The following is a 20,922-nucleotide window of genomic DNA, read 5'->3' on the forward strand; positions in this document are numbered from 1 at the left end:
GGGATGGTTCGACACTTGTGCAAGGCGGGTGGTCACGTGCGCGTAAGGCACGAGCTGCGCGTGCTGTCGGTCTACGACGGCTTCTTCTCCGGGGGCGCCCGGATCCTCCACAGCGACGTCGTCCTGGGGCTGCGCGAAGGCGGCCAGCACCACCGGGTGCTCAGCGTCCACGGGGAAGTGCTCCGTGAGGCCACCCGGCAGGCCATGCGGGACGACGCCTGCTACCGCTCGCTGACCGCGGCCGGGGTGGACGTCACGTCCCTGGGCCGTACCTTCGGGCTGACCGGGGTCCCGGCCGCCGATCCGGCCGTCTTCAGCGGGCCGGAGCTGGCGGAGACGGCACGGGCGATGGCCGGGGCCGACGTCGTCCTGTCACTCAAGGAGCAGCCGCTCGGCCTGCTCAACCAGGCGGGCCTGCCGCGCCGCCCCGTGATCGTCTGCCTGCACCGCTCCGACCCGGAGAACCAGGGCGGGGCGCTGGCCGAGCTGAAGGCCGCCATCGCGGACGGCACCGTGGTCGCCTGCGTCTGCTGCGCCGAGTCCACCCGGGAGGCCTACCGGGCCGCCGGGATCCCGGCCGAGCTGCTGCACGTCATCCCCAACGGGGTCGACCTGCTCCGGTTCCGGCCCGATCCGGGCCTGCGTCTTCGCACGCGGGAGGCGCTCGGCATCCCGGACACCGCACCGGTCGTCGTCTTCGCGGCCCGCTACGACGCCATGAAGAACGTCCCGCTGTTCCTGCGCGCCGCACACGCCTGGCTGCGCCGTGAGCCCGCCGGGCACGTGCTGATGTGCGGCGCGGGCATGACCGGGGAGCAGCCCGGGCTGGCCGCCGACATCCGGGACGCCTTCGGCGAGGACGCGCGGCTCACCGAGCGGCTGCACGCGCTGGGTGTCCGGCGCGACATGGAGACCGTCTACGCCGCCTCCGACGTGGTGGCGCTGACCTCGTCCTGGGGCGAGGCGGCCCCGCTGTGCCTGATCGAGGGCATGATGTGCGGGGCCGTCCCGGTCGCCACGGACGTGGGGGACAGCGCCCTGATCGTGTCCGGGCACGGCTACCTCACCCCGCCCGACCCCGAGGCGATCGCCCGGGCCTGGACCGAGGCCGCCGCCGCGCGCACCGACCTCGCGCCCGTCCTCGCCCGCAGCCGCGAGCGTTTCAGCCGCACCCGCATGATCGCCTCGTACGCCGACCTCATCGACCGCGTCCACGCGGAGGCGATGAGGCCCGCCCTGCCGGAGCCGGAGCCCGCGCTCCCCGAACCGCCCCTCCCGGACCCGCTCTGACGGTCGCCGGCGTCCCGAGCCGAACCGGACCCGCACACGAGGAGGGGCCGCCGACACCGTCGGCGGCCCCTCCTCTCCCCTCCTGGTGCCACCCCGGTCCGTCACCGGGGCAGCACCTCCACCGGCGCGGCCGGCTCCCGGTCCAGGGACGCCATCAGCGCCGTACGGACCACCGTCGCCTGCTGCTCCAGACAGTCGCGCAGCTTCTTCGGGGTCAGGTACACGACCGTGATGCCGAGCCGCTCCAACTGCTCGCGCTTGCGGGCGTACTCCGACCACAGCGCGTCCTCGTCGTGGCGCGGGGCGCGGGTGTCCAGTTCCAGCGCCACCGCCTGCTCGGGCCAGTAGGCGTCCAGGCCGCCGAGGTAGGGGCCGCCCGGCAGCCTCAGGTCCACGTTCCAGACCGGGTCCGGCAGGCCGTGCTCGCGCACCATCCGGTACAGGCGGTCCTCCGCGACCGCCCTGCTCTCCGCCAGGAGCGCGTCCACGGCGTCCACCACGTGCGGGCGGCTCAGCAGCCGCGCCTGGTTCAACTCCCGTACGAGTACGGCCGGTTCGCAGTGCCCGTCGCGGACCGCCTCGGTCAGCAGGCGGCGCACCACAGCCGCGTCCGGCACCTCGGCCACCGCGTCGGCCAGGGCGCGCGCGACCGGGGCGACGGGCACACCGGTCACCAGCCGGGGGTCGGGCAGCGACGGGGTGCGGACCACCCGGGCGCAGCCGGTGCTGCGCAGCCGGCGCGTCCGCGGCACCAGGACGTCGATCTTCTCCAGCGACGACAGCCCGGGCGTGGAGGTGAAGCCGTACAGAGCGAGGGCGGCCGGCCCGGTGACCATCGCGTCCTTGTACGGCAGCGGGCCGTGCGGGGCGCCCGCGCCTGGCTGGGCCGGGACCGCGGGGACGGGGTCGGCGAGCGAGGAACGGGCCGCGTAGAGCAGCACCCCGTGCAGGCGTTCCTCGGAGGTCGGCGGGCCGGGGTGCAGCAGGTACACGCCGGGCAGGAACTGCTGCCAGGGGCCGCCGGGCCGGCACTTCCCGGTGGTCTCGGCGGCGCTCACTCCATGGGCACGCAGCTGGGCGGTGGTCAGCACCCGGCGCTGCACGTCGGACAGATGGCGGAGGGGGCGGGGGGATAGCGGGGTGTTGTGGTTCATGATCCCGGGTTTCCCGCCCCCGGTCCGCTCTCTAACCGCTGTTACACGTCTGTCGACAAATGCGGACAACAAGGGGCTAAAGTACGCGCGTTCGACTGCCGAAAGAGGCTGGTCCGGATGGGGGACGCGGAAGGTTACGGGTTCCGATACTCGTATTTCGTCACCGTCGTCCCGCCGCGCCCGTCAACCACCGTCCCCGCGTCAGTGAGCCGCCCGCGCGTCGCAGGCCTGCCCCCGAAGGGCGCGCGCCAGGTCGTCGCGCGCCTCCAGCACCAGCCGTCGCAGCGCCGGCGGGGCGTCCTCGTGCGCGGCGAGCCACGCGTCCGTCGCCTCCAGCGTCTCCGGCGAGTCCTGCAGCGCCGGGAACAGGCCCCTGACCACGTGCATCCCGATCTGGATGGACCGCTCCGCCCACACCCGCCCGATCGCCGCGAAGTACTTCTCCGCGTACGGCGCGAGCAGCTCCCGCTGGGAGGGCTGCACAAAGCCCGCGATGGTCGCCTCGACGAGCGCGTTCGACAGCGTGTCGGACTCCACGACCTGCGCCCACGCCTGCGCCTTGACCGCGGCCGAGGGACGCGCGGCCAGGCAGCGGACCTGATGGCGCTTGCCGGAGGCCGTGTCGTCGCGGGCCAGTTCGGCGGCGAGCACCGACTCGTCGGCGGCCCCGTGCGCGGCCAGCGGCTTCAGGAAGGCCCAGCGCAGCTCCTGGTCCACCTCCAGCCCCTCGATATCGTCCGTGCCGTCCAGCAGACCCCGCAGCAGCCGCAGATCGGTCTCCTGAGAAGCCACCGCGGCGAAGAACCGCGCCCAGGTCAGCTGGTGCTGGCTGCCCGGCTCGGCCTCCCGCAGCTCGCGCAGCGCTCCCTCGGCGAGCAGCCGCCCGCCCGTCTCCCGCCACGCGGGCGCCGCGTAGTACGTCAGCGCGGAGCCGGCCCAGGTGTGCAGCATCTGCAGCACGCCGATGTCGGACTCCCGGCCGGCGAACCGCAGCACCAGGTCGATGAAGTCCCGCGCCGGCAGCAGCGCGTCCCGGGTCAGGTTCCACAGCGCCGACCAGCACAGGGCACGGGCGAGCGGGTCGGTGATGTCGCCGAGACGGTCCTTCAGGGTCTCCAGCGAGGTCTCGTCGAAGCGGATCTTGCAGTACGTGAGGTCGTCGTCGTTGACCAGGACCAGCTCGGGTGCCTCCGACCCCGCGAGCTCACCGATCACCGTCCGCGGGCCGTGCACGTCCGCCTCGGCGCGCGCGTACCGCACGAGCGCGCCGCCCTCGGTGCGGTACAGGCCCACCGCCACCCGGTGCGGCCGCAGCTCGGGATGGGACTCCGCGGCCTCCTGGAGCACCGACAACTCCGTGATCCGCCCGTCCTCGCCCAGCAGCACCTGCGGAGTGAGGGAGTTGACCCCCGCCGTCTGCAGCCAGGAGCGCGCCCAGGACGTCATGTCCCGGCCGCTCGTCTCCTCCAGCACCGACAGCAGGTCGGTCAGGCGCGTGTTGCCGTACGCGTTCCGCTTGAAGTAGCGGCGCGCGCCCTCCAGGAACGCGTCCCGCCCGACGTACGCCACCAGCTGCTTCAGTACGGACGCGCCCTTGGCGTAGGTGATGCCGTCGAAGTTGAGCTTCGCGTCCTGGAGGTCGCGGATGTCCGCGGTGATCGGGTGCGTGGAGGGCAGCTGGTCGGCGCGGTACGCCCACGCCTTGCGGTTGTTGGCGAAGGTGATCCAGCCGCTCGTGAACCGGGTCGCCTCCACCAGCGAGAACGAGCCCATGAAGTCCGCGAAGGACTCCTTCAGCCACAGGTCGTCCCACCAGGCCATGGTCACCAGGTCGCCGAACCACATGTGGGCCATCTCGTGCAGGACCACATTGGCCCGGCGCTCGTACGACGCCTGGGTGACCTTGCCGCGGAAGACGAACTCCTCGGTGAAGGTCACGAGCCCCGGGTTCTCCATCGCGCCGAGGTTGTACTCGGGCACGAAGGCCTGGTCGTACTTGCCGAACGGGTACGGGTAGTCGAAGTGGTCGTGGAAGAAGTCCAGGCCCTGTTTGGTGACCAGGAAGACGTCGTCCGCGTCGAAGTGCCGGGCCAGACCCTTGCGGCACATCGCGCCGAGCGGGATCTCGAGGGTCGTGCCGTCGTCGAGGGTGCGGGTGTAGGTGTCGGTGACGTAGTGGTACGGGCCCGCCACGACGCAGGTGATGTACGTCGAGATCGGCTTGGTCTCCGCGAACCGCCACACCCCGTCGTGCTTCTCGCCGGCGCCGTTGCTCCACACCGTCCAGCCCTCGGGGGCGCGGACCTCGAGGCGGAAGGGGGCCTTGAGGTCGGGCTGCTCGAAGTTCGCGAAGACACGGCGGGCGTCGGCGGGCTCGTACTGGGTGTACAGGTAGACCTCGCCGTCCTCCGGGTCGACGAAGCGATGCAGGCCCTCACCGGTGCGGGAGTAGGCGCACTGGGCGTCGACCACGAGCTCGTTCTCGGCGGCCAGGTCCTCCAGCAGGATGCGGGTGCCGTCGAAGACCTCGCCGGGGTCGAGGTCCTTGCCGTTGAGGGACAGCGCGGTGACGCTCGGGGCGATCAGGTCGGCGAAGCTCGACGTGCCCGGCTCGGCGCAGCGGAAGCGGATCGCGGTGACCGAGCGGAAGGTGCGCGGCTCGGCTTCCGCGCCGTCGGGTGCCTCGCCCACTGCGGAGCGCAGGTCGAGCGACACGTCGTACCCGTCGACGGACAGCAGGGCGGCCCTCTCCTGGGCCTCGTCGCGGGACAGGTTCTCACCGGGCACGGGCGGCACTCCTTGGCGGCTGCTGGGTGGCACGGACAGGACCGATCCTGCCATGCGCCCCTGACCTGGGGCAGCAGGGAATACGGCCGGTGCGCGGGGGAATGACGTGGGCGGCTCACAGGTTGTTGAGGAATGAACGTCCATGTTTCCGAGGAGAGCCATGTCCGAGACCGCGCCCGCTTCCGGCAAGACCCCCGTCGACTTCTGGTTCGACCCGCTGTGCCCCTGGGCCTGGATGGCCTCCCGCTGGGTGCTGGAGGTCGGGAAGGTCCGTGACCTCGAGGTCCGCTGGCACATCATGAGCCTGGCGGTGCTCAACGAGGACAGGATCGACCAACTGCCCGAGGACTACCGGGAGATGCTGGCGACCAAGGCGTGGAAGCCGGTGCGCGTGGTGACGGCGGCGTGGCAGAAGCACGGTGCGGACGTCCTCGGGCCGCTGTACACCGCGCTCGGTACGCGCTTCCACAACCAGGACGAGGGCCCGACGCTCGAGGCGATCGCGGCGGCGCTGGAGGAGGTCGGTCTGCCCGCCGACCTGATCGACTACGCCGAGCAGGAGGACTTCGAGTTCGACGCGCAGCTGCGGGCCTCGCACAAGGAGGGCATCGAGAAGGTGGGCCAGGAGGTGGGCACGCCGGTGATCGCGGTGCCGGGGCCGGACGGGGAGCAGATCGCCTTCTTCGGGCCCGTGGTGACGCCGGCACCGATGGGCGAGGACGCGGTGAGGCTCTGGGACGGGACGCTGGCGGTCGCGTCGGTGCCGGGCTTCTACGAGATCAAGCGGACGCGGACGAAGGGCCCGGACTTCAGCAACCTGTAGTCCTCACGCCGGGTGCCGCCGGGGCCCGGTGGACAGGGCGCCGCAGCCACGTCCGGTGCGGCGCCCTGTCCTGTGTCTAGGACCCCTCCGGCAACGTCGCCCCCGTCCTCCAGTGGTCCTTGCGCTGGATGCGCCGGCAGCCGGGGCGGGCGCAGCGGTGGTAGTCCTTCGCGACGAAGGGGTGCCCCTCCAGGGTCGGCCGGAGGGCCTCCTCGGCCGCCGCCTTCTCCGCGTCCGACTCCAGCTCCCGGAAGTCCTGCATGGTGTCCCCGCAGTTGGGACACCGCCGGTATGCCCGGTAGGTCATGGCTGTCTCCTAGTTGTGCCCGATCACGCCAGTGAGTGCGCCGGGGGCTCCCCGCGCACCCAGCGGCCCACCTCCGCCGCCGCGATCCCGGCCGCCTTCTCGGCCGCCGCGCGGCTCGACCCGCCTAGGTGCGGGGTCAGCACCAGCTGTTGTGCCAGAGCGAGGAGCCGGGAGTCCGGCGGCAGCGGCTCGTGCGCGCACGTGTCGAGGGCCGCCGCCGACAGCTGCCCGCTCTCCAGCGCGTCGCACAGCGCGTCCTCGTCCAGCAGCTCCCCGTCCGCCGCGTTCACCACCACCGCGCCGCGCGGCAGCAGGGCCAGCTCGCGGGCCCCGATCAGGCCCCGGGTCCCGGAGGTGAGCGGGGTGTGCAGGGTGATCACCCGGGAGCGGCGCAGCAGGTCGTCGAGCGAGCCGATCCGCAGCCCGTGCACCTCGCCGCGCACATACGGGTCGTAGACCATCACCCGCGCCCCGAACGCGCACAGCACGCGCGCGACCCGGCTGCCCACCGCGCCATGACCGATCAGGCCCACCGGCAGGTCCTCCAGCTCCGGGCCGGCGTGCTCGTACGTGGGGGACGCGGGGCCCTGCCACCTCCCTTGCCGGGTCAGGAATGCGTGGGCCCGGGGGATGCCGCGCAGGGCGGCCAGCATCAGGCCGAGCGTGAACTCGGCGGTGGCCGCCGCCTCGCCGCCGGGCGCGCGGCACACGCGGACGCCGTGCGCCTTCGCCGCATCGAGGTCGACGTTCACCGGGCCGCCCCGGCACACCACCACCAGCCGCAGCTCCGGCGCGGCGGCCAGCACCCGCTCGGTGACCGGACCGCCGCGGGTGACGAGGACCTGGGCGTCCGCCAGTGCCTTGATCAGCTCCTCGTCGGGGTCGTCCGCGCCCTCTGCGAGCGCCAACTCCCTTACCTCGCAGGGCCGTTCGTTCATCTCGTGGTGTATGGCCGCCGTGATCAGCGACGGCAGGACGAAGCGGTCACCCGCGGCCACCACACGTACCGGGTCGGTCGACTCCATCGGCTCCCCTTCCCGTCCCCGTCCCCTCCTGGGAACGGCTTGTCGACCGAGGGTGATCCCGAGGTGGCGGACCGTCAATCCCACGTGCGACGGAAAGTGGGGCGCAGCGGGATCGCGACGCGCCGGTCCCGGCGTCAGCGCTTGGCGCGCGCCCTCTGCCAGGCGTAGCCGACGGCCGCCAGGAACAGGGTCATCCCGCCCGTCGAGTACAGCTGGACGCGGGTGTCCGGCTGCCGCGCCATCAGCACGAAGATCGCCGCCATACCGGCCAGCGCGAGCCACGTCAGCACGGGGAACGCCCACATCCGCACGACCAGCTTTCCGGGCGTCTCCCGCTCCAGACGGCGGCGCAGACGCAGCTGCGAGACCGCGATGAAGACCCAGACGACCAGGATCACCGCCCCGATCATGTTCAGCAGCCACGGGAAGACGTCGTCCGGCCGCCAGTAGCTCAGCACCACGCACACGAACCCGAAGACCGAGGACGCCAGCACCGCGATCCGCGGGACGCCACCGGAGACCCGGCCCAGCGCCTTCGGGCCCTGGCCGCGCTCCACCAGCGAGTACGCGATGCGCGAGGAGCCGTAGATGTTGGCGTTCATCGCGGACAGCAGCGCGACCAGCACCACCACGTTCATCAGCTGCCCGGCGCCCGGGATGCCCAGGTGGTCGAGGGCGGCCACGTACGGGCCCTTCTCGACGACCTCCTTCGCGTTCCACGGGACCAGCGTGACGATGACCGCCATGGAACCGACGTAGAACACCGCGATGCGCCACATCGCCGTACGCACCGCGCTCGCCACACCCCTGACCGGGTCCTGCGACTCGGCCGCCGCGATGGTGACGGTCTCCAGGCCGCCGTACGCGAACACCGACGCGAGCAGGCCGATGACCAGTCCCTCGCTGCCGTGCGGCAGGAAGTCGGTCAGGTGCGAGGCGCCGGGCGAGTCGGTGCCGGGCAGTACGCCCGCGATCGCCAGCACGCCGAGCACCAGGAACAGCGTGATCGCGCCGACCTTCAGCGCGGCGAACCAGAACTCGAACTCTCCGAAGTTCTTCACGGCGGCCAGGTTCGCCCCGCAGAAGACCACCATGAACAGCGCCACCCACGCCCACTCCGGGGTGCCGGGCAGCCAGCCGGTGACGATCTTCGCGGCGCCGATGCCCTCCAGGCCGACCGCCGTGCACAGCAGCACCCAGAACGACCAGCCCGCGGTGAAGCCCGCCCAGGGGCCGATGGCCCGCTCGGCGTGCGCGGAGAAGGAGCCCGACGAGGGGTAGGCGGCCGACATCTCGCCGAGCATCCGCATCACCAGCATGACGATCAGGCCGGAGACGGCGTACGCGATCACGATCGACGGCCCGGCGGCGGCGATGCCCGCGCCGGACCCGACGAACAGGCCGGCGCCGATCACCCCGCCGAGGGCGATCATCGACAGATGGCGCTGCTTGAGGCCGTGGGAGAGGGAGACGTCGTCGGTCGGCGGCGTCTTCACGGTGGTGCTGCTGGGCATGGGCGCGGCTCGTCCCGTACGTGAGAGGGGCAAAACGCCCACAGTGTGGGCAGCCTCCCCGATCGGACGCAGAGGCTGCCCACTATCCGGACACCGGGTGTACGGCAGGTGACCTGCCGGTTACGCGGCGACCGGTGTGTAGTGCGAGGCGTCACCCTCGATCGAGTAGCTCTCCTTGCCCTCGATGCCGACCGGGACGTCACCGGCGACGGTCACCCGGTGCAGCCGGCGCGGCCGGCCGTCGTAGTTGTCGACGGCGTAGTGCTGGGTGATCCGGTTGTCGAAGAGCACCAGCTCGTTCTCCGCCCAGCGGTGGCGCAGGATGTTCTCCGGGCGGGTGACGTACGCCTGCAGCAGCTCCAGGATCTTGCGGGACTCGCCGATCGACAGGCCCACGATCCGCTGCGCGAACCCGCCGATGAACAGCCCGCGCTCCCCGGTCAGCGGATGGACGCGGACGACGGGATGGGCGGTGCGGTACTTGATCGAGGTGAACTGGGCCCGCTGGGCGGCCCTGTCCTCGTCGATCTCCTCCTCCGGCACCGCGTAGTCGTAGTCGTTGGTGTGCTCGGCCCACAGGGTGTCGGCCAGGCGGCGCAGCGGCTCCGGCAGGTCGCGGTAGGCCGCCGCCGCGTTGGCGATCAGGGTCTCGCCGCCGTAGGGCGGGATCGTGATCGAGCGCAGGGTGCTGGCCTGCGGCGGGTTGAGGACGAAGGTGACGTCGGTGTGCCAGTGGTTGGCGCGGCCCCGCTCGCTGTCCACGGGCAGCACGTTCGGGGCGCCCTCGACGGCGCCGACCGTCGGGTGGGCGGTGGTGAGGTCGCCCAGTCGGCGGGCGAAGGCCTGCTGGCCCTCGTCGTCCAGGTCCCCGGCGTCGAAGACGAGCGCCTTGTGGGCGTTCAGGGCCTCGCGGATCGCGGTGACCTGCTCCTGGTCGAGCGGCTTGGTGATGTCGACTCCGGAGACCCGGGCGCCGATGCGTGCGGTGACCTTGGTGATCTCGATGGACATGGCGGGTCCTTTCAGGCGGTGGCGAGTGCGGGGGACGGGGGTCCCCCCTGTTCGAGCGAAGCCGAGAACTTGGGGGAGTACTGGTTGGCGGGGCGGGGCAGGCCGTAGCGCTCCCGCAGGGTCTGGCGGGGGCCGTACTCCGTGCGCAGCAGGCCGCGGGTGCGCAGGAGGGGTACGACGTGCTCGACGAACGCCTCCAGACCGGAGGGCAGCACGGCGGGCATGATGTTGAAGCCGTCGGCGGCTCCTTGCGTGAACCAGGTCTCGATCTGGTCGGCGACCTGCTCCGGCGTCCCGGCGAAGGTGAGGTGCCCGCGTCCGCCGCCGAGCCGCCCGATCAGCTGCCGTACGGTCAGACGTTCGCGCCGGGCCAGCTCCACGACGAGCGTGTAGCGGCTCTTGGCGCCCTCGATGGCGGACTCCGGCGGCAGGTCGGCGGGGAGCAGGGCGTCCAGCTCGAGCGTCCCGGGCTCCAGGTGAAGCAGGCTCTCCAGGCGGCCCACCCCGTGGTCGTACACGATGTGGTCCTCGAGGAGCTGCTCGGCGGCTCTGGCCTCGGCCTCGGTCGAGCCGAGCACGGGCACGATGCCGGGCAGCACCTTGATGTGGTCGGGGTTCCTCCCCTCCCGCTCGGTGCGGGACTTGAGGTCGGCGTAGAAGGCCTGCGCGTCCTCGATGGTCTGCTGGGCGGTGAACACCGCCTCCGCGTACCGGGCCGCGAACCGCTTTCCGTCCTCGGAGGAGCCCGCCTGCACCAGCAGCGGGTAACCCTGCGGGGTGCGCGGCACGTTGAGGGCGCCGGCGACGCTGAAGTACCTCCCCTTGTGCCGGGGCGGGTGGATCTTGCTGTCGTCGCCCCATACTCCGGCCGCCTTGTCGGCGACGATGGCGTCGTCCTCCCAGCTGTCCCAGAGCTTGAGGGCCACGTCGAGGAACTCGGCGGCTCGGGCGTACCGCTCTGCGTGCGTGGGCTCGGCGTCCAGGCCGAAGTTGCGGGCGGCCTCGGCGCCCGCGGTGGTGACGATGTTCCAGCCCGCCCGGCCGCCGCTGATGATGTCCAGCGAGGCGAACTTGCGGGCCAGGTTGTAGGGGGAGTTGTAGGAGGTGGAGGCGGTGGCGATCAGACCGATGTGCTCGGTGGCCGTCGCCAGCGCGGTCAGCAGGGTGAGCGGTTCCAGGGCGCCGGCCGGCCGCTGGGCGAGGTTGTTCCACAGCTGTGGGCCGTCGGCGAGGAAGAGGGAGTCGAAGGTGCCGCGTTCGGCGATCCGCGCGAGCTCGACGTAGTGCGCGAGGTCGACGTGCGCGTAGGGGTCGCTCTCCGGGAGCCGCCACGAGGCCTCGTGGTGACCGGTGTTCATCAGGAACGCGTTGAGGTGCAGCCGGCGGGTCATGCGTGGTCCTCCGTGACACCGAGGGCGGCCAGCAGCCGCTCGCGGTATTCGCCCAGGACCGGCTCGCGGTAGGAGCGCGGATGCGGGCGGTCGATGGTCAGGTCGAGGCCGATACGGCCCTGGTCCAGGACGAGGACGCGGTCGGCGAGCACGATCGCCTCGTCCACGTCGTGGGTCACGAGCAGTACGGAGGGCCGATGGCGCATCCACAGCTCGCGCAGCAGGTTGTGCATCCTGATCCGGGTGAGTGCGTCCAGTGCCCCGAACGGCTCGTCGGCCAGCAGCAGTTCGGGCTCGCGGACCAGGGAGCGGGCCAGCGCGGCCCGCTGGGCCTCACCGCCGGACAGCTCGCCCGGCCAGGCCCGCTCGCGGCCCTTCAGGCCGACCTCCGCGAGGGCGGTCCGGCCGCGCTCCTCGGCGTCCCTGCCGTCCAGGCCCAGCAGGACGTTGTCCAGTACGCGGCGCCAGGGCAGCAGCCGGGAGTCCTGGAAGACCACCGAGACCCGCTCGGGCGCGGTGAGCTCACCCCATCCGGCCACCCCGTGGTCGAGTCCGGCGACGGCCCGCAGCAGGGTGGACTTGCCCGAGCCGCTGTGGCCGAGGAGCGCCGTGAACTGTCCGGCGGGCAGATCGAGGTCGATGCCGTCGAGGACCGTACGGCCTTCGAACGACCGGGTCAGGCCACGCAGTTGGACGGCGGGCCGGGTCAGCTGCTCAGTGTGCGGCGCCACGACAGCACCCTCCGTTCGACGAGACGGACCACGCTGTCGGAGACCAGGCCGAAGACGCCGTAGATCAGCAGGCCGACCAGGATGACGTCGCTCTGGCCGTAGTTCTGCGCCTGGAACATCATGTAGCCGAGGCCGCTGGTGGCGTTGATCTGCTCCAGGACCACCAGGCCGAGCCAGGAGCCGGTCACGCCGAGCCGGAGCCCCACGAAGAATCCGGGCAGCGCGCCTGGGATCACCACCTGCCGGATGAAGGCGAACCTCGACAGGCCCTGCACTTCGGCGAGTTCGACGTACCGGCTGTCGATGCCGGACAGCGCGGAGTGCGTGTTCAGGTAGATGGGGATGTAGACGACGATCGCGATGATGGCGATCTTGAAGGTCTCGCCGATGCCCAGCCAGAGGATGAACAGCGGGATCAGACCGAGGGTCGGGATCGCCCGGTTGAGCTGCACGGTCCCGTCGATCAGCGCTCCCCCGGCCCGGCTGAGCCCCGAGGCGAGCGCCAGCAGCACGCCCGCGGTCAGGCCGATCGCGAAGCCGTACGCGGCCCGCTGCAGCGAGGTCAGCACGTCCGTGGCCAGCGTGCCGCCCGTCCACAGGTGGCCGGCCGTCCTCAGCACCGTCCAGGGCGCCGGGACGGCACCCGGGTCGAGCGTTCCCGCGGCCGAGGCGGCGGACCACAGGGCGAGCACCACCAGCGGGCCGATGAGCCGGGCGGCGGGCAGGGGACGCCCGGGGGAGAGCCGGCGGCGCCGGCGGATCTGGGGCAGTTCGCCGGCGGCCGTCGCCGCCAAGGCAGTCGTCGTCGTGGTCACGGCGCTCACCTCCGGTACTCCGCAGGTACGGCCTTGGCGGCGATGGACTCGAAGCGGTGGTCGAAGAGCGAGGACACGTCGAACTTCTTCACGAAGCCGCCATCGGCGAGCAGATCGGCGGTCTCCTGCTCCCACTTGATCGCCTCGTCCCAAGCGGGCGGGAACAGCGGCTTGTTGGCGAGCGCGCTGATGGACTTCGCCTGCTCCGGGGTGAGGTTCTGCGTCTTGACGTAGAACTCCTCGTCCCAGACGTCCGGGTGCTCGTACTGCCACACCTGGCCCTGGGCCCACTGGGGGATGTACGCGGCGATCGCGGCGGCCTTGGCCGGGTCGTTGAGCACGGACTGCGGCGCCCACAGCAGGTTCAGCAGGTCGACCACGCCGGTGGTGATGGTGTGGGCGCCCTTGGACCCGTACTGTTTCAGATAGGCGGGTGCCTGGTTGTTGGCGAGCGGAGCCACGTCCACCTGCCCGGACTGCAGGGCGGTGAGGAACTGGTTGCTGGTCAGCGGGACCAGCTTCACGTCGTCGTACTTCAGGCCCGCCTTCTTCAGCGCCCGCAGCAGTACGACGCCCTGCGCCTGGCCCTGGGAGAAGGCCAGCCTCTTGCCCTTGAAGTCCTCGACGGTGCGGATGTCGCTGCCGGGTTTGGTGGCGAAGAGGTAGTTGGGCTTGCGGGTGATGTCAATCGCCACGATCTTCGCGGCGAAGCCCTGGTAGTGCGCCTGGATCGGCGGGATGCCCGCGTTGTTGGCGAGGTCCAGCGACTTGGCGCGGAACGCGTTGATCACGTCGGGGCCGGCCCCGATGTTCACCCAACTCGACACCGTGAACGGCAGCTTGGGCAGCTTCGCCAGCCTGAACTGCAACTGCTGCTGGTTCTGGTACGAGGCGATCTTCAGGCTGGTCCCCGCCGGGACCTTGTCGGCGAGCGGCTTGGTGGCGGCGCCCGTGGTGTCGGCGGCGGCACTGCCGCCCGCGCAGCCGCTGAGCCCGGCCACGGCGGCGGACGCGCCGAGCAGGGAGGTGAGGAACAGGCGGCGGTCGAGACCGGAAACGGATGGAGAAGGCATGGGAGGACTCCCTGGATGCGCGGAGCGGAACAGAGCAGAAAGGCAGGAGGAATCCGGGCGGGCCGCAATGCCGGAAGTGGGGAATCCCGGGCGGGAAAGGTGCCGGAAGAAGTGAACTCACGCAGACGGAAACACGCGCTTCATGCGCGGCAACGTGTCAGCAACAGAGGGTGCGACAGCTCGTGAGCGGGTTCATGAGCAGGATGTTCCCGGCCATGGACGACCCCTGTCAACATTCCGAGTTTCTGAATTAAATAGCCTCAGGTGACGCGCCCAGTGGGTCCCGGAACAGCACGTCGAGAACCACGGAGCCGCCCGCGACCGCAAGCACGGAATCCGGGAAACTGGTCGGCACTACGGCCGCCGCCCGGCGTATTCCGGCCGCTTCCCGCAGCGCGTGCAGGCAGTCCTCGAAGTGCATGACACCCACCTCGGTCACCACCACCGTCTCCGGGTTCAGGACGTCCAGCAGCAGCCCGGCCGCGCGCCCGGTCGTCCGGGCCCGTTCCCTCAGCAGCCGCCGCGCCACCGCGTCCCCGGCGGCCGCCGCGGCCACCACGTGCATCGGGTTCGCCCCGTCGATCACCCCGGCCGCCCGGGCACGTCGGCACAACGTCCGCTCGCTCAGCTCCACTTGCAGGCAGCCGGTACGGCCGCACGCGCACGGCTCGGTGCCGCCCGGCACCGGAAGGTGGGCGATCGCCCCCGCCTGGGAGCGGGGCCCGTGGTGCACCTCGTCGTTGGTGGCGAAGGCCGCGTCGACCACGTTGCCCACGAACAGGTGCAGCACGCTGCGGCTGCCCCGGGCCCGCCCGAACAGCCGCTCGCCGTTGACCAACGCCCGCGCGTGCCCGTCCACATGGACCGGCAGCCCGGTACGGGCCTCGAGCAGCTCCCGCACCGGCACCTCGCGCCAGCCCAGCAGCTCGTGCTCGACCACGGTGCCCGTCTCCCGGTCCACCCAGCCGCCGGCCGCGACCCCGACTCCGAGCGGCGCGCGGCCCGGCGCCTCGGCGAGCAGTGCCGCGAGTCCCTCCGCGGCCCGGGCCAGCACCCAGCCGGGGTCCGTCCGCTCGTGCTTCACCTCCCGCCTGGCCACGACGCGGCCGCGCAGATCGAGCAGCGCGACCGTCGTGTACGGCACGGCCACATGCACCCCGCCGACCACGAACCGCTCGGTGTCGAGATCGACGGGCACATGCGGCCGGCCCACCCCGTTCGAGCGGCGCGGGGCCGCCTCCTCACGGATCAGCCCGAGCCCGGTCAGCCGGGCACAGTGCTCGGTCACGGACGCGGGCGACAGCCCGGTCAGCCGGGCGACGGTGCTGCGCGCCACCGGCCCGTGCTCCAGCACGGACCGCAGTACGACGCTGGCACTGGTGCGCCGCCGGTCGCTGTCGGCGGCACGGGGAACGGGGGAGGCAAGAGTGGATGCCGCGGTACGGGGCATGGAGAACCGTCCTCGGGAACGGGGCCGACACGTCTCGGAAGGCTCGAGGCGCGCCGGAGCCCGCCCCTACACCGGGCGGCGACAGGTGGCCGTGCCCTGGCGTCGCAGGTCGACATAGCGACGCGACGTGAAGTTCCGGGCCTGGGCAACCATGCGTTCGAAGCTAGCAAAACGGCCCACCGCTGCCCAGACGGCGACCGACGGGCGAGACGAGCCCCACGGGGGCTTTGGCGGGACCCTACAGTCACCGGTCGCCACCGGAGCCTGAGCGGAACGCCTTCATCTCAGTGACCGGTCTCACGCCTGACCATGTGTAAGGAGCACCCTTTGTTCGAAACCCACGAAGGCGCCGTTCCACCCTTTGTCGACCGCCGATGGTGATCGGCTCGAGGGAGCTGGGATAGCGTCACGCTGTCCCGACATGTCCACACCACCCCGCGGAGTCCCCATGAGCACCGCCACCGCCACCGCCCGCCCCGGCGCAGTCCTCGCCGACCTGCTGCCGGCGTCCCGCGTCCGTGACGCGGCCCTCGTCGTCGGCGGCGCCGTGCTCACCGGCCTCGCGGCCCAGCTGTCGGTCCCGGTTCCCGGGTCCCCGGTGCCGGTGACCGGCCAGACCTTCGCCGCGCTGCTCGTCGGCACCGCGCTCGGCGCCCGCCGCGGCTTCCTCTCCCTCGCCCTGTACGCGCTCGCCGGTGTGGCCGGCGTGCCGTGGTTCGCGGGCGGCGCCTCCGGCGCGGGAGCCGTCTCCTTCGGCTATGTCATCGGCATGCTGCTCGCCTCGGCGGCCGTGGGCGCCCTGGCCCGCCGCGGCGCCGACCGCTCCCCGCTGCGCATGGCGGGCACGATGATCCTCGGCGAGGCGATCATCTACGCGGTCGGCGTCCCCTACCTGGCCCTGGCGGCCCACCTCTCCTTCTCCCAGGCGGTCGCGGCCGGCCTCACCCCGTTCCTGATCGGTGACGCCCTCAAGGCCGCCCTGGCGATGGGCGCGCTGCCCACCGCCTGGAAGTTCGTCAGCAAGCGCTGACGCCGTGGTTCCTGCGGAAGAGGTTCGCCGGGTCGTACGCCTCCTTCAGCCCGGCGAGCCTCTTCCGCGTCTCCGGGTCGTACAGTCCGGCACCCCGGTCACCGGACCCGAAGGCGAAGTTGAGCGAGCGGCCCAGGCGATCGTCCGCCAGGAGGGCGAACGCCGGGTCCAGTACGGCCCGCGCCCGCTCACGGTCCCCCACGGTCAACAGCCGCAGCAGGAACTGCGCGTCGCGATACGGCACCGCGTTCGGCGCCGGCCGGGACAGCGCCCCGCCCAGGTGATTGACCTGTACGACACACATCAGGCCCGCCTCGGGTCCGGTCCGCTTCAGCAGTTCACCGGCCCGTTCGACGTCCAGCTCCCGCAGCACCGCGCTGTCCCCGTAATAGGTGTGCGGGAAGTCCGGGTCGCTGTGGATGGTGTGGCTCTCGGCGTACGGCATCTCGCACAGCGAGTCCGACAGCACCGGCCCGATCTCCCGCAGGGGGGCCGTGAGCCGTTCGCCGTCGGCGCCCGTGTGGGCGACCCTGATCGACACGAGGTACCGGCCACGCAGGTGCGGCGGCAGCGCGGGCAGGTCCGGGTACGGTACGGCGGCGAAGGACGAGGTCAGCCCGTCCGGCACGGTCCGCGTCCACGCCTCGTACGCGCGCAGCACGGCCGCGGGGTCCACCTCGCGCCCGTCGAAGGCGAGCGAGCCGCCGTACAGCGTCCGCACCGGGACCAGGCCGATCTCCAGCTCGGTCACGATGCCGAAGTTCTGCCCGGCACCGAGCAGCGCCCAGTACAGGTCGGGGTCGGACTCCGGGGTGACATGACGGAGTACGCCGTCGGCGGTGACGATCCGCAGCCACCGCACATGGTCGGCCGCGTACCCGAACTCACGTGCGAGGATGCCGAGTCCGCCGCCCAGGGTGTACGACACCGCGCCCACGCCCGGAGCCGAGCCGTTGAGCGGCGCGAGTCCGTACGGCGCTGCTGCCGCGACCACCTGCCCCCAGCGCACCCCCGCCTGTACGCGGACCGTACGCGCCTCGGGGTCGATGGTGAGCCCGTCCAGCCGCCGGGTCGTGACGAGCAGGCCGCCCTCGTAGCCTCCGGGCAGCCCGTGTCCGGTGGCCTGCACGCCCACCGGCAGGTCTTCGGCGGCCGCGTAGCGTACGGCGGCCACCACGTCCGCGGCCGACCGGACGGCCGCGATCACGGTCGGCCGTTGGGTGAACCCGGTCTGGAATCCGGCGAGTTCGTCGTCGTAACCGGCGTCGCCGGGACGGAGCAGGGGCAGGTCCGCGCGGTTGTCCGTGTAGGTCATGCCACGCATGATGGCCGCATAACCTGACAGGTTCCGTCAGGTTATGCGGCCATGTTCCGAGGGGTTCCGGATCAGCCGATGGAGACCTTGTCGGCCGGCGCCTGGGCGGGGGCGGCCGTGCGGTTGCCCGCGATCCGCTCCTTCACCACGGCGATCACCAGCACCACCGCGGCGACGAGCAGCGACAGCAGCACCGTCTCACGTCCGTCGTGCTCGGTGTCGGTCAGCATGTAGCCGAGGACGAACACGATCAGCGCGGCCGTCGCCCAGGTCAGGTACGGGTACAGCCACATTTTGACGAGCAGCTTTTCCGGCGCCTCGCGCTGGATGATCTTCCGCATCCGCAGCTGCGAGAAGCAGATGACCAGCCACACGAACAGGGCCACCGCGCCACTGGAGTTGACCAGGAAGAGGAAGACCGAGTCGGGGAACTTGTAGTTGAAGAAGACGGCGACGAAACCGAAGACGACCGACGCGACGATCGCGGCCATCGGCACGCCCCGGGACGTGGTCCGCGCGAACGCCTTCGGCGCGTCACCCCGCTGGCCCAGCGAGAAGGCCATCCGGGAGGCGGTGTAGAGCCCGGAATTCAGACAGGACAGCACCGACGTCAGCACGATGACGTTCATGATCTGGCCGGCGTGCGCGATGCCGAGGGAGTCCAGGGCGGCGACGTAGGAGCCCTTGTCCTTGATCGACGGGTCGTTCCACGGCAGCAGCGAGACGACCACGAAGATCGAGCCCAGGTAGAAGACGGCGATACGCCAGATGATGCTGTTCGTCGACTTGGTGACCGCCCGCTGCGGGTCCTCCGACTCGCCGGCCGCCAGCGTGGCGATCTCGCTGCCCATGAAGGAGAACACGACCAGCAGCACACCGGTGAGGATGGCGCCGGGTCCGTGGGGCAGGAAGCCGCCGTGATCGGTGAGGTTGCCCAGGCTCGCCTTGTCGCTGTGGACGCCCGGCAGCACCCCGAAGATGGCGAGGGCGCCGACGACGATGAACGCGCCGATCGCCACGACCTTGATCCCGGCGAACCAGAACTCGAACTCACCGTAGGAGCCGACGGAGACCAGGTTGGTCGCGGTCAGCACGATCATGACGATGAGCGCCCAGCCCCACTGCGGCACGGCCGGGACCCAACCGGAGAGGATCTTGGCGCCCGCGGTGGCCTCCACGGCGAGCACGACGACCCAGAAGAACCAGTACAGCCAGCCGATCGAGAAACCGGCCCAGCGGCCGAGCGCCCGGTCCGCGTGGGCGGAGAAGGAGCCCGAGGTGGGGTTCGCGGCGGACATCTCGCCCAGCATCCGCATCACCAGCACCACAAGCGCGCCGACGAGAGCGTACGAGAGCAGGATGCCGGGGCCGGCGGTGGCGATGCCGGAGCTGGAACCGACGAACAGGCCGGCACCGATGACACCACCGATGGCGATCATCGACAGATGACGGTTCTTGAGTCCTGCCTGGAGACCGCCGCCGGGTTCTCCGGGGCGGCCGGATGCGTTTCCGGCCTGGGTGGGGGTCGGCTGCGAAGTCATAAAGGGTGATTCCTTTGTGCCGGGTGTACGAGAAACAAGAGGGGACACACGTACGGACGGACACCTTCTGCCCCGTACGAGCGGAAGTACGGGGGCTCATACGAGCGGTGTACGAGCCGGTCCAGTGAATCCGAGGCGAACAAATTCGGGAACCTTTGAATCCAGATTGTTACTTGAGGTTTTCTTGAGGTTCTATGGTGTAGCTCACACCTATTCCTGGCCGTCACCCCGCGAGGCCGAGCCGCGACGGACATGACAGACTCGGACCATGCGCGTGTACCTCGGCTCCGACCATGCCGGTTTCGAACTGAAGAACCACCTCGTCGAGTGGCTCAAGGCCGCCGGGCACGAGCCCGTCGACTGCGGGCCCCACATCTACGACGCCCAGGACGACTACCCGCCGTTCTGCCTCCGTGCCGCGGAGCGCACCGCCGCGGACCCGGACGCCCTCGGCATCGTGATCGGCGGCTCCGGCAACGGGGAGCAGATCGCCGCGAACAAGGTGAAGGGCGTGCGGGCGGCCCTCGCCTGGAGCGAGGAGACGGCCTCCCTGGGCCGGCAGCACAACAACGCGAACGTCGTCGCCGTGGGTGCCCGGATGCATACGGTGGAGGAGGCGACCAAGTTCGTCGAGACGTTCCTGAACACGCCGTTCTCGGGCGACGAGCGGCATGAGCGACGCATCGACATGCTGTCCTCGTACGAGACCACCGGCGAGCTGCCGCCGATCCCCCCGCACCACCCGCAGGGCTGAGAACCGGCAGGTCAGGGGCAGGGGCAGGCCAGGGAGCGGTGGTGCTCCCCGGCGGCCCGGTGTTGTGAGAGGTTGAGGGAAGCCGTGCCAGAGGGGCACACCATCCACCGGCTGGCCCGGGACTACGCGGCACGGTTCGCCGGCGGCGCGGTCGCCGTCACCAGCCCCCAGGGAAAGTTCGCCGACGCCGCCGCCCTCCTCGACGGGGTCGAGCTGCACAGCGCCGACGCCCACGGCAAGCACCTCTTCCTCGGCTTCCGCGGCGCCGACTGGGTGCACATCCACCTCGGCCTGTTCGGCAAGGTCACCTTCGGCGACGCCCCCGCGCCCCCGCCCACCGACACGGTCCGGCTGCGTCTGGCGAATCCGACCGCCTACGTCGACCTGCGCGGCCCCACCACCTGCGCGCTGGTCACCGGCGAGGAGAAGGCCGCGGTCCACGGCCGCCTCGGTCCCGACCCGCTGCGCGCCGACGCCGACCCGGAGGCCGCCCACCGGCGTGTCCGCCGCAGTCGCACGAGCATCGCCGCCCTGCTCATGGACCAGAAGGTCATCGCGGGAGTGGGCAACGTCTATCGCGCCGAGGTCCTCTTCCGGCACGGCATCGACCCCTACCGGCCGGGCAGGGACATCACGTCCGCCGAGTGGGGCGCGATCTGGGCCGACCTCGTCGCCCTGATGCGTGAGGGCGTCCGCACCAACCGCATCGACACCGTGCGGCCCGAACACACCCCCGAGGCGATGGGCCGCCCGCCGCGCGTCGACGACCACGGCGGCGAGGTGTACGTGTACCGCAGGGCCGGCCTGCCCTGCCACCTCTGTGGCGGCGAGATCCGCACCGCCGGTCTCGCCGCCCGCAACCTGTTCTGGTGCCCCGGCTGCCAGAGGTCATAGGCCCTCGCAGAGCTCAC

At 71.5% G+C, this 20,922-nt stretch carries 18 protein-coding genes; 5 read left to right on the forward strand and 13 right to left on the reverse strand.

Features of this window, described 5'->3' with window-relative positions; all coding sequences use genetic code 11:
• The first annotated feature begins 60 nt into the window (after positions 1–60).
• The gene (locus ACFYZE_RS00230) at positions 61–1,290 is read left to right on the forward strand and encodes a glycosyltransferase (RefSeq protein WP_388987894.1); all 1,230 of its coding nucleotides are present in this window, start codon (positions 61–63) and stop codon (positions 1,288–1,290) included.
• A gap of 101 nt (positions 1,291–1,391) precedes the next feature.
• Here ACFYZE_RS00230 and ACFYZE_RS00235 read toward each other — a convergent pair whose 3' ends face one another.
• Complete coding sequence (locus ACFYZE_RS00235; RefSeq protein WP_388986178.1) at positions 1,392–2,444, reverse strand: hypothetical protein; 1,053 nt, start codon at positions 2,442–2,444, stop codon at positions 1,392–1,394.
• Between the two features lie 201 nt (positions 2,445–2,645).
• A complete protein-coding gene (gene pepN / locus ACFYZE_RS00240) occupies positions 2,646–5,231 on the reverse strand; it encodes an aminopeptidase N (RefSeq protein ID WP_388986181.1) in 2,586 nt (861 codons plus the stop codon).
• 160 nt (positions 5,232–5,391) lie between these two features.
• Here pepN and ACFYZE_RS00245 point away from each other — a divergent pair, with 160 nt between their 5' ends.
• On the forward strand, positions 5,392–6,054 hold the full coding sequence (locus ACFYZE_RS00245; protein ID WP_388986184.1) for a DsbA family protein: 663 nt from the start codon (positions 5,392–5,394) through the stop codon (positions 6,052–6,054).
• Positions 6,055–6,130: 76 nt separating this feature from the next.
• Here the strand turns inward: ACFYZE_RS00245 and ACFYZE_RS00250 are convergent, their stop codons facing one another.
• From ACFYZE_RS00250 to ACFYZE_RS00290, 9 genes are all read right to left on the reverse strand, one after another.
• Entirely contained in the window at positions 6,131–6,361 is a 231-nt protein-coding gene (locus ACFYZE_RS00250) for a hypothetical protein (protein WP_388986187.1), read from the reverse strand.
• 23 nt (positions 6,362–6,384) lie between these two features.
• Positions 6,385–7,386 (reverse strand): NAD(P)-dependent oxidoreductase, encoded by a 1,002-nt coding sequence (locus ACFYZE_RS00255; RefSeq protein ID WP_388986190.1) that lies wholly within the window; start codon positions 7,384–7,386, stop codon positions 6,385–6,387.
• A gap of 134 nt (positions 7,387–7,520) precedes the next feature.
• Entirely contained in the window at positions 7,521–8,900 is a 1,380-nt protein-coding gene (locus ACFYZE_RS00260; protein WP_388986193.1) for an amino acid permease, read from the reverse strand.
• Positions 8,901–9,020: 120 nt separating this feature from the next.
• Positions 9,021–9,911, reverse strand: a complete 891-nt coding sequence (locus ACFYZE_RS00265) for a TauD/TfdA dioxygenase family protein (RefSeq protein ID WP_388986197.1) — start codon at positions 9,909–9,911, stop codon at positions 9,021–9,023.
• 11 nt (positions 9,912–9,922) lie between these two features.
• Positions 9,923–11,302 (reverse strand): LLM class flavin-dependent oxidoreductase, encoded by a 1,380-nt coding sequence (locus tag ACFYZE_RS00270; RefSeq protein WP_388986200.1) that lies wholly within the window; start codon positions 11,300–11,302, stop codon positions 9,923–9,925.
• Positions 11,299–12,033, reverse strand: a complete 735-nt coding sequence (locus ACFYZE_RS00275) for an ABC transporter ATP-binding protein (RefSeq protein ID WP_388986203.1) — start codon at positions 12,031–12,033, stop codon at positions 11,299–11,301. Before ACFYZE_RS00275 ends, ACFYZE_RS00270 begins: the two co-directional genes overlap by 4 nt.
• Positions 12,009–12,857 carry an ABC transporter permease gene (locus ACFYZE_RS00280; protein ID WP_388986206.1) on the reverse strand — a complete coding sequence of 283 codons (849 nt, stop codon included), beginning with the start codon at positions 12,855–12,857 and terminating at the stop codon, positions 12,009–12,011. Before ACFYZE_RS00280 ends, ACFYZE_RS00275 begins: the two co-directional genes overlap by 25 nt.
• Positions 12,854–13,921 carry an ABC transporter substrate-binding protein gene (locus ACFYZE_RS00285; protein ID WP_388986209.1) on the reverse strand — a complete coding sequence of 356 codons (1,068 nt, stop codon included), beginning with the start codon at positions 13,919–13,921 and terminating at the stop codon, positions 12,854–12,856. Before ACFYZE_RS00285 ends, ACFYZE_RS00280 begins: the two co-directional genes overlap by 4 nt.
• A 250-nt stretch (positions 13,922–14,171) precedes the next feature.
• Positions 14,172–15,371, reverse strand: a complete 1,200-nt coding sequence (locus tag ACFYZE_RS00290; RefSeq protein ID WP_388986212.1) for an ROK family protein — start codon at positions 15,369–15,371, stop codon at positions 14,172–14,174.
• A gap of 448 nt (positions 15,372–15,819) precedes the next feature.
• Between ACFYZE_RS00290 and ACFYZE_RS00295 the strand changes: the two genes are divergently transcribed.
• On the forward strand, positions 15,820–16,401 hold the full coding sequence (locus tag ACFYZE_RS00295; protein ID WP_388986215.1) for a biotin transporter BioY: 582 nt from the start codon (positions 15,820–15,822) through the stop codon (positions 16,399–16,401).
• On the opposite strand, the gene ACFYZE_RS00300 is transcribed toward ACFYZE_RS00295, so the two are convergent.
• Both ACFYZE_RS00300 and ACFYZE_RS00305 read right to left on the reverse strand, forming a co-directional pair.
• The gene (locus tag ACFYZE_RS00300) at positions 16,388–17,725 is read right to left on the reverse strand and encodes an FAD-binding oxidoreductase (RefSeq protein ID WP_388986218.1); all 1,338 of its coding nucleotides are present in this window, start codon (positions 17,723–17,725) and stop codon (positions 16,388–16,390) included. The genes ACFYZE_RS00295 and ACFYZE_RS00300 overlap by 14 nt on opposite strands.
• A 62-nt stretch (positions 17,726–17,787) precedes the next feature.
• Positions 17,788–19,257, reverse strand: a complete 1,470-nt coding sequence (locus ACFYZE_RS00305; protein WP_388986221.1) for an amino acid permease — start codon at positions 19,255–19,257, stop codon at positions 17,788–17,790.
• A gap of 268 nt (positions 19,258–19,525) precedes the next feature.
• Between ACFYZE_RS00305 and ACFYZE_RS00310 the strand changes: the two genes are divergently transcribed.
• Together ACFYZE_RS00310 and ACFYZE_RS00315 are read left to right on the forward strand one after the other, a co-directional pair.
• Positions 19,526–20,011, forward strand: coding sequence for a ribose-5-phosphate isomerase (locus ACFYZE_RS00310; RefSeq protein WP_388986225.1), 486 nt, complete (start codon positions 19,526–19,528; stop codon positions 20,009–20,011).
• 84 nt (positions 20,012–20,095) lie between these two features.
• Positions 20,096–20,905, forward strand: a complete 810-nt coding sequence (locus tag ACFYZE_RS00315) for an Fpg/Nei family DNA glycosylase (RefSeq protein WP_388986228.1) — start codon at positions 20,096–20,098, stop codon at positions 20,903–20,905.
• The last annotated feature ends 17 nt before the right edge of the window (positions 20,906–20,922 follow it).

This window comes from Streptomyces sp. NPDC001796, from assembly GCF_042892355.1.
Classification (GTDB): domain Bacteria; phylum Actinomycetota; class Actinomycetes; order Streptomycetales; family Streptomycetaceae; genus Streptomyces.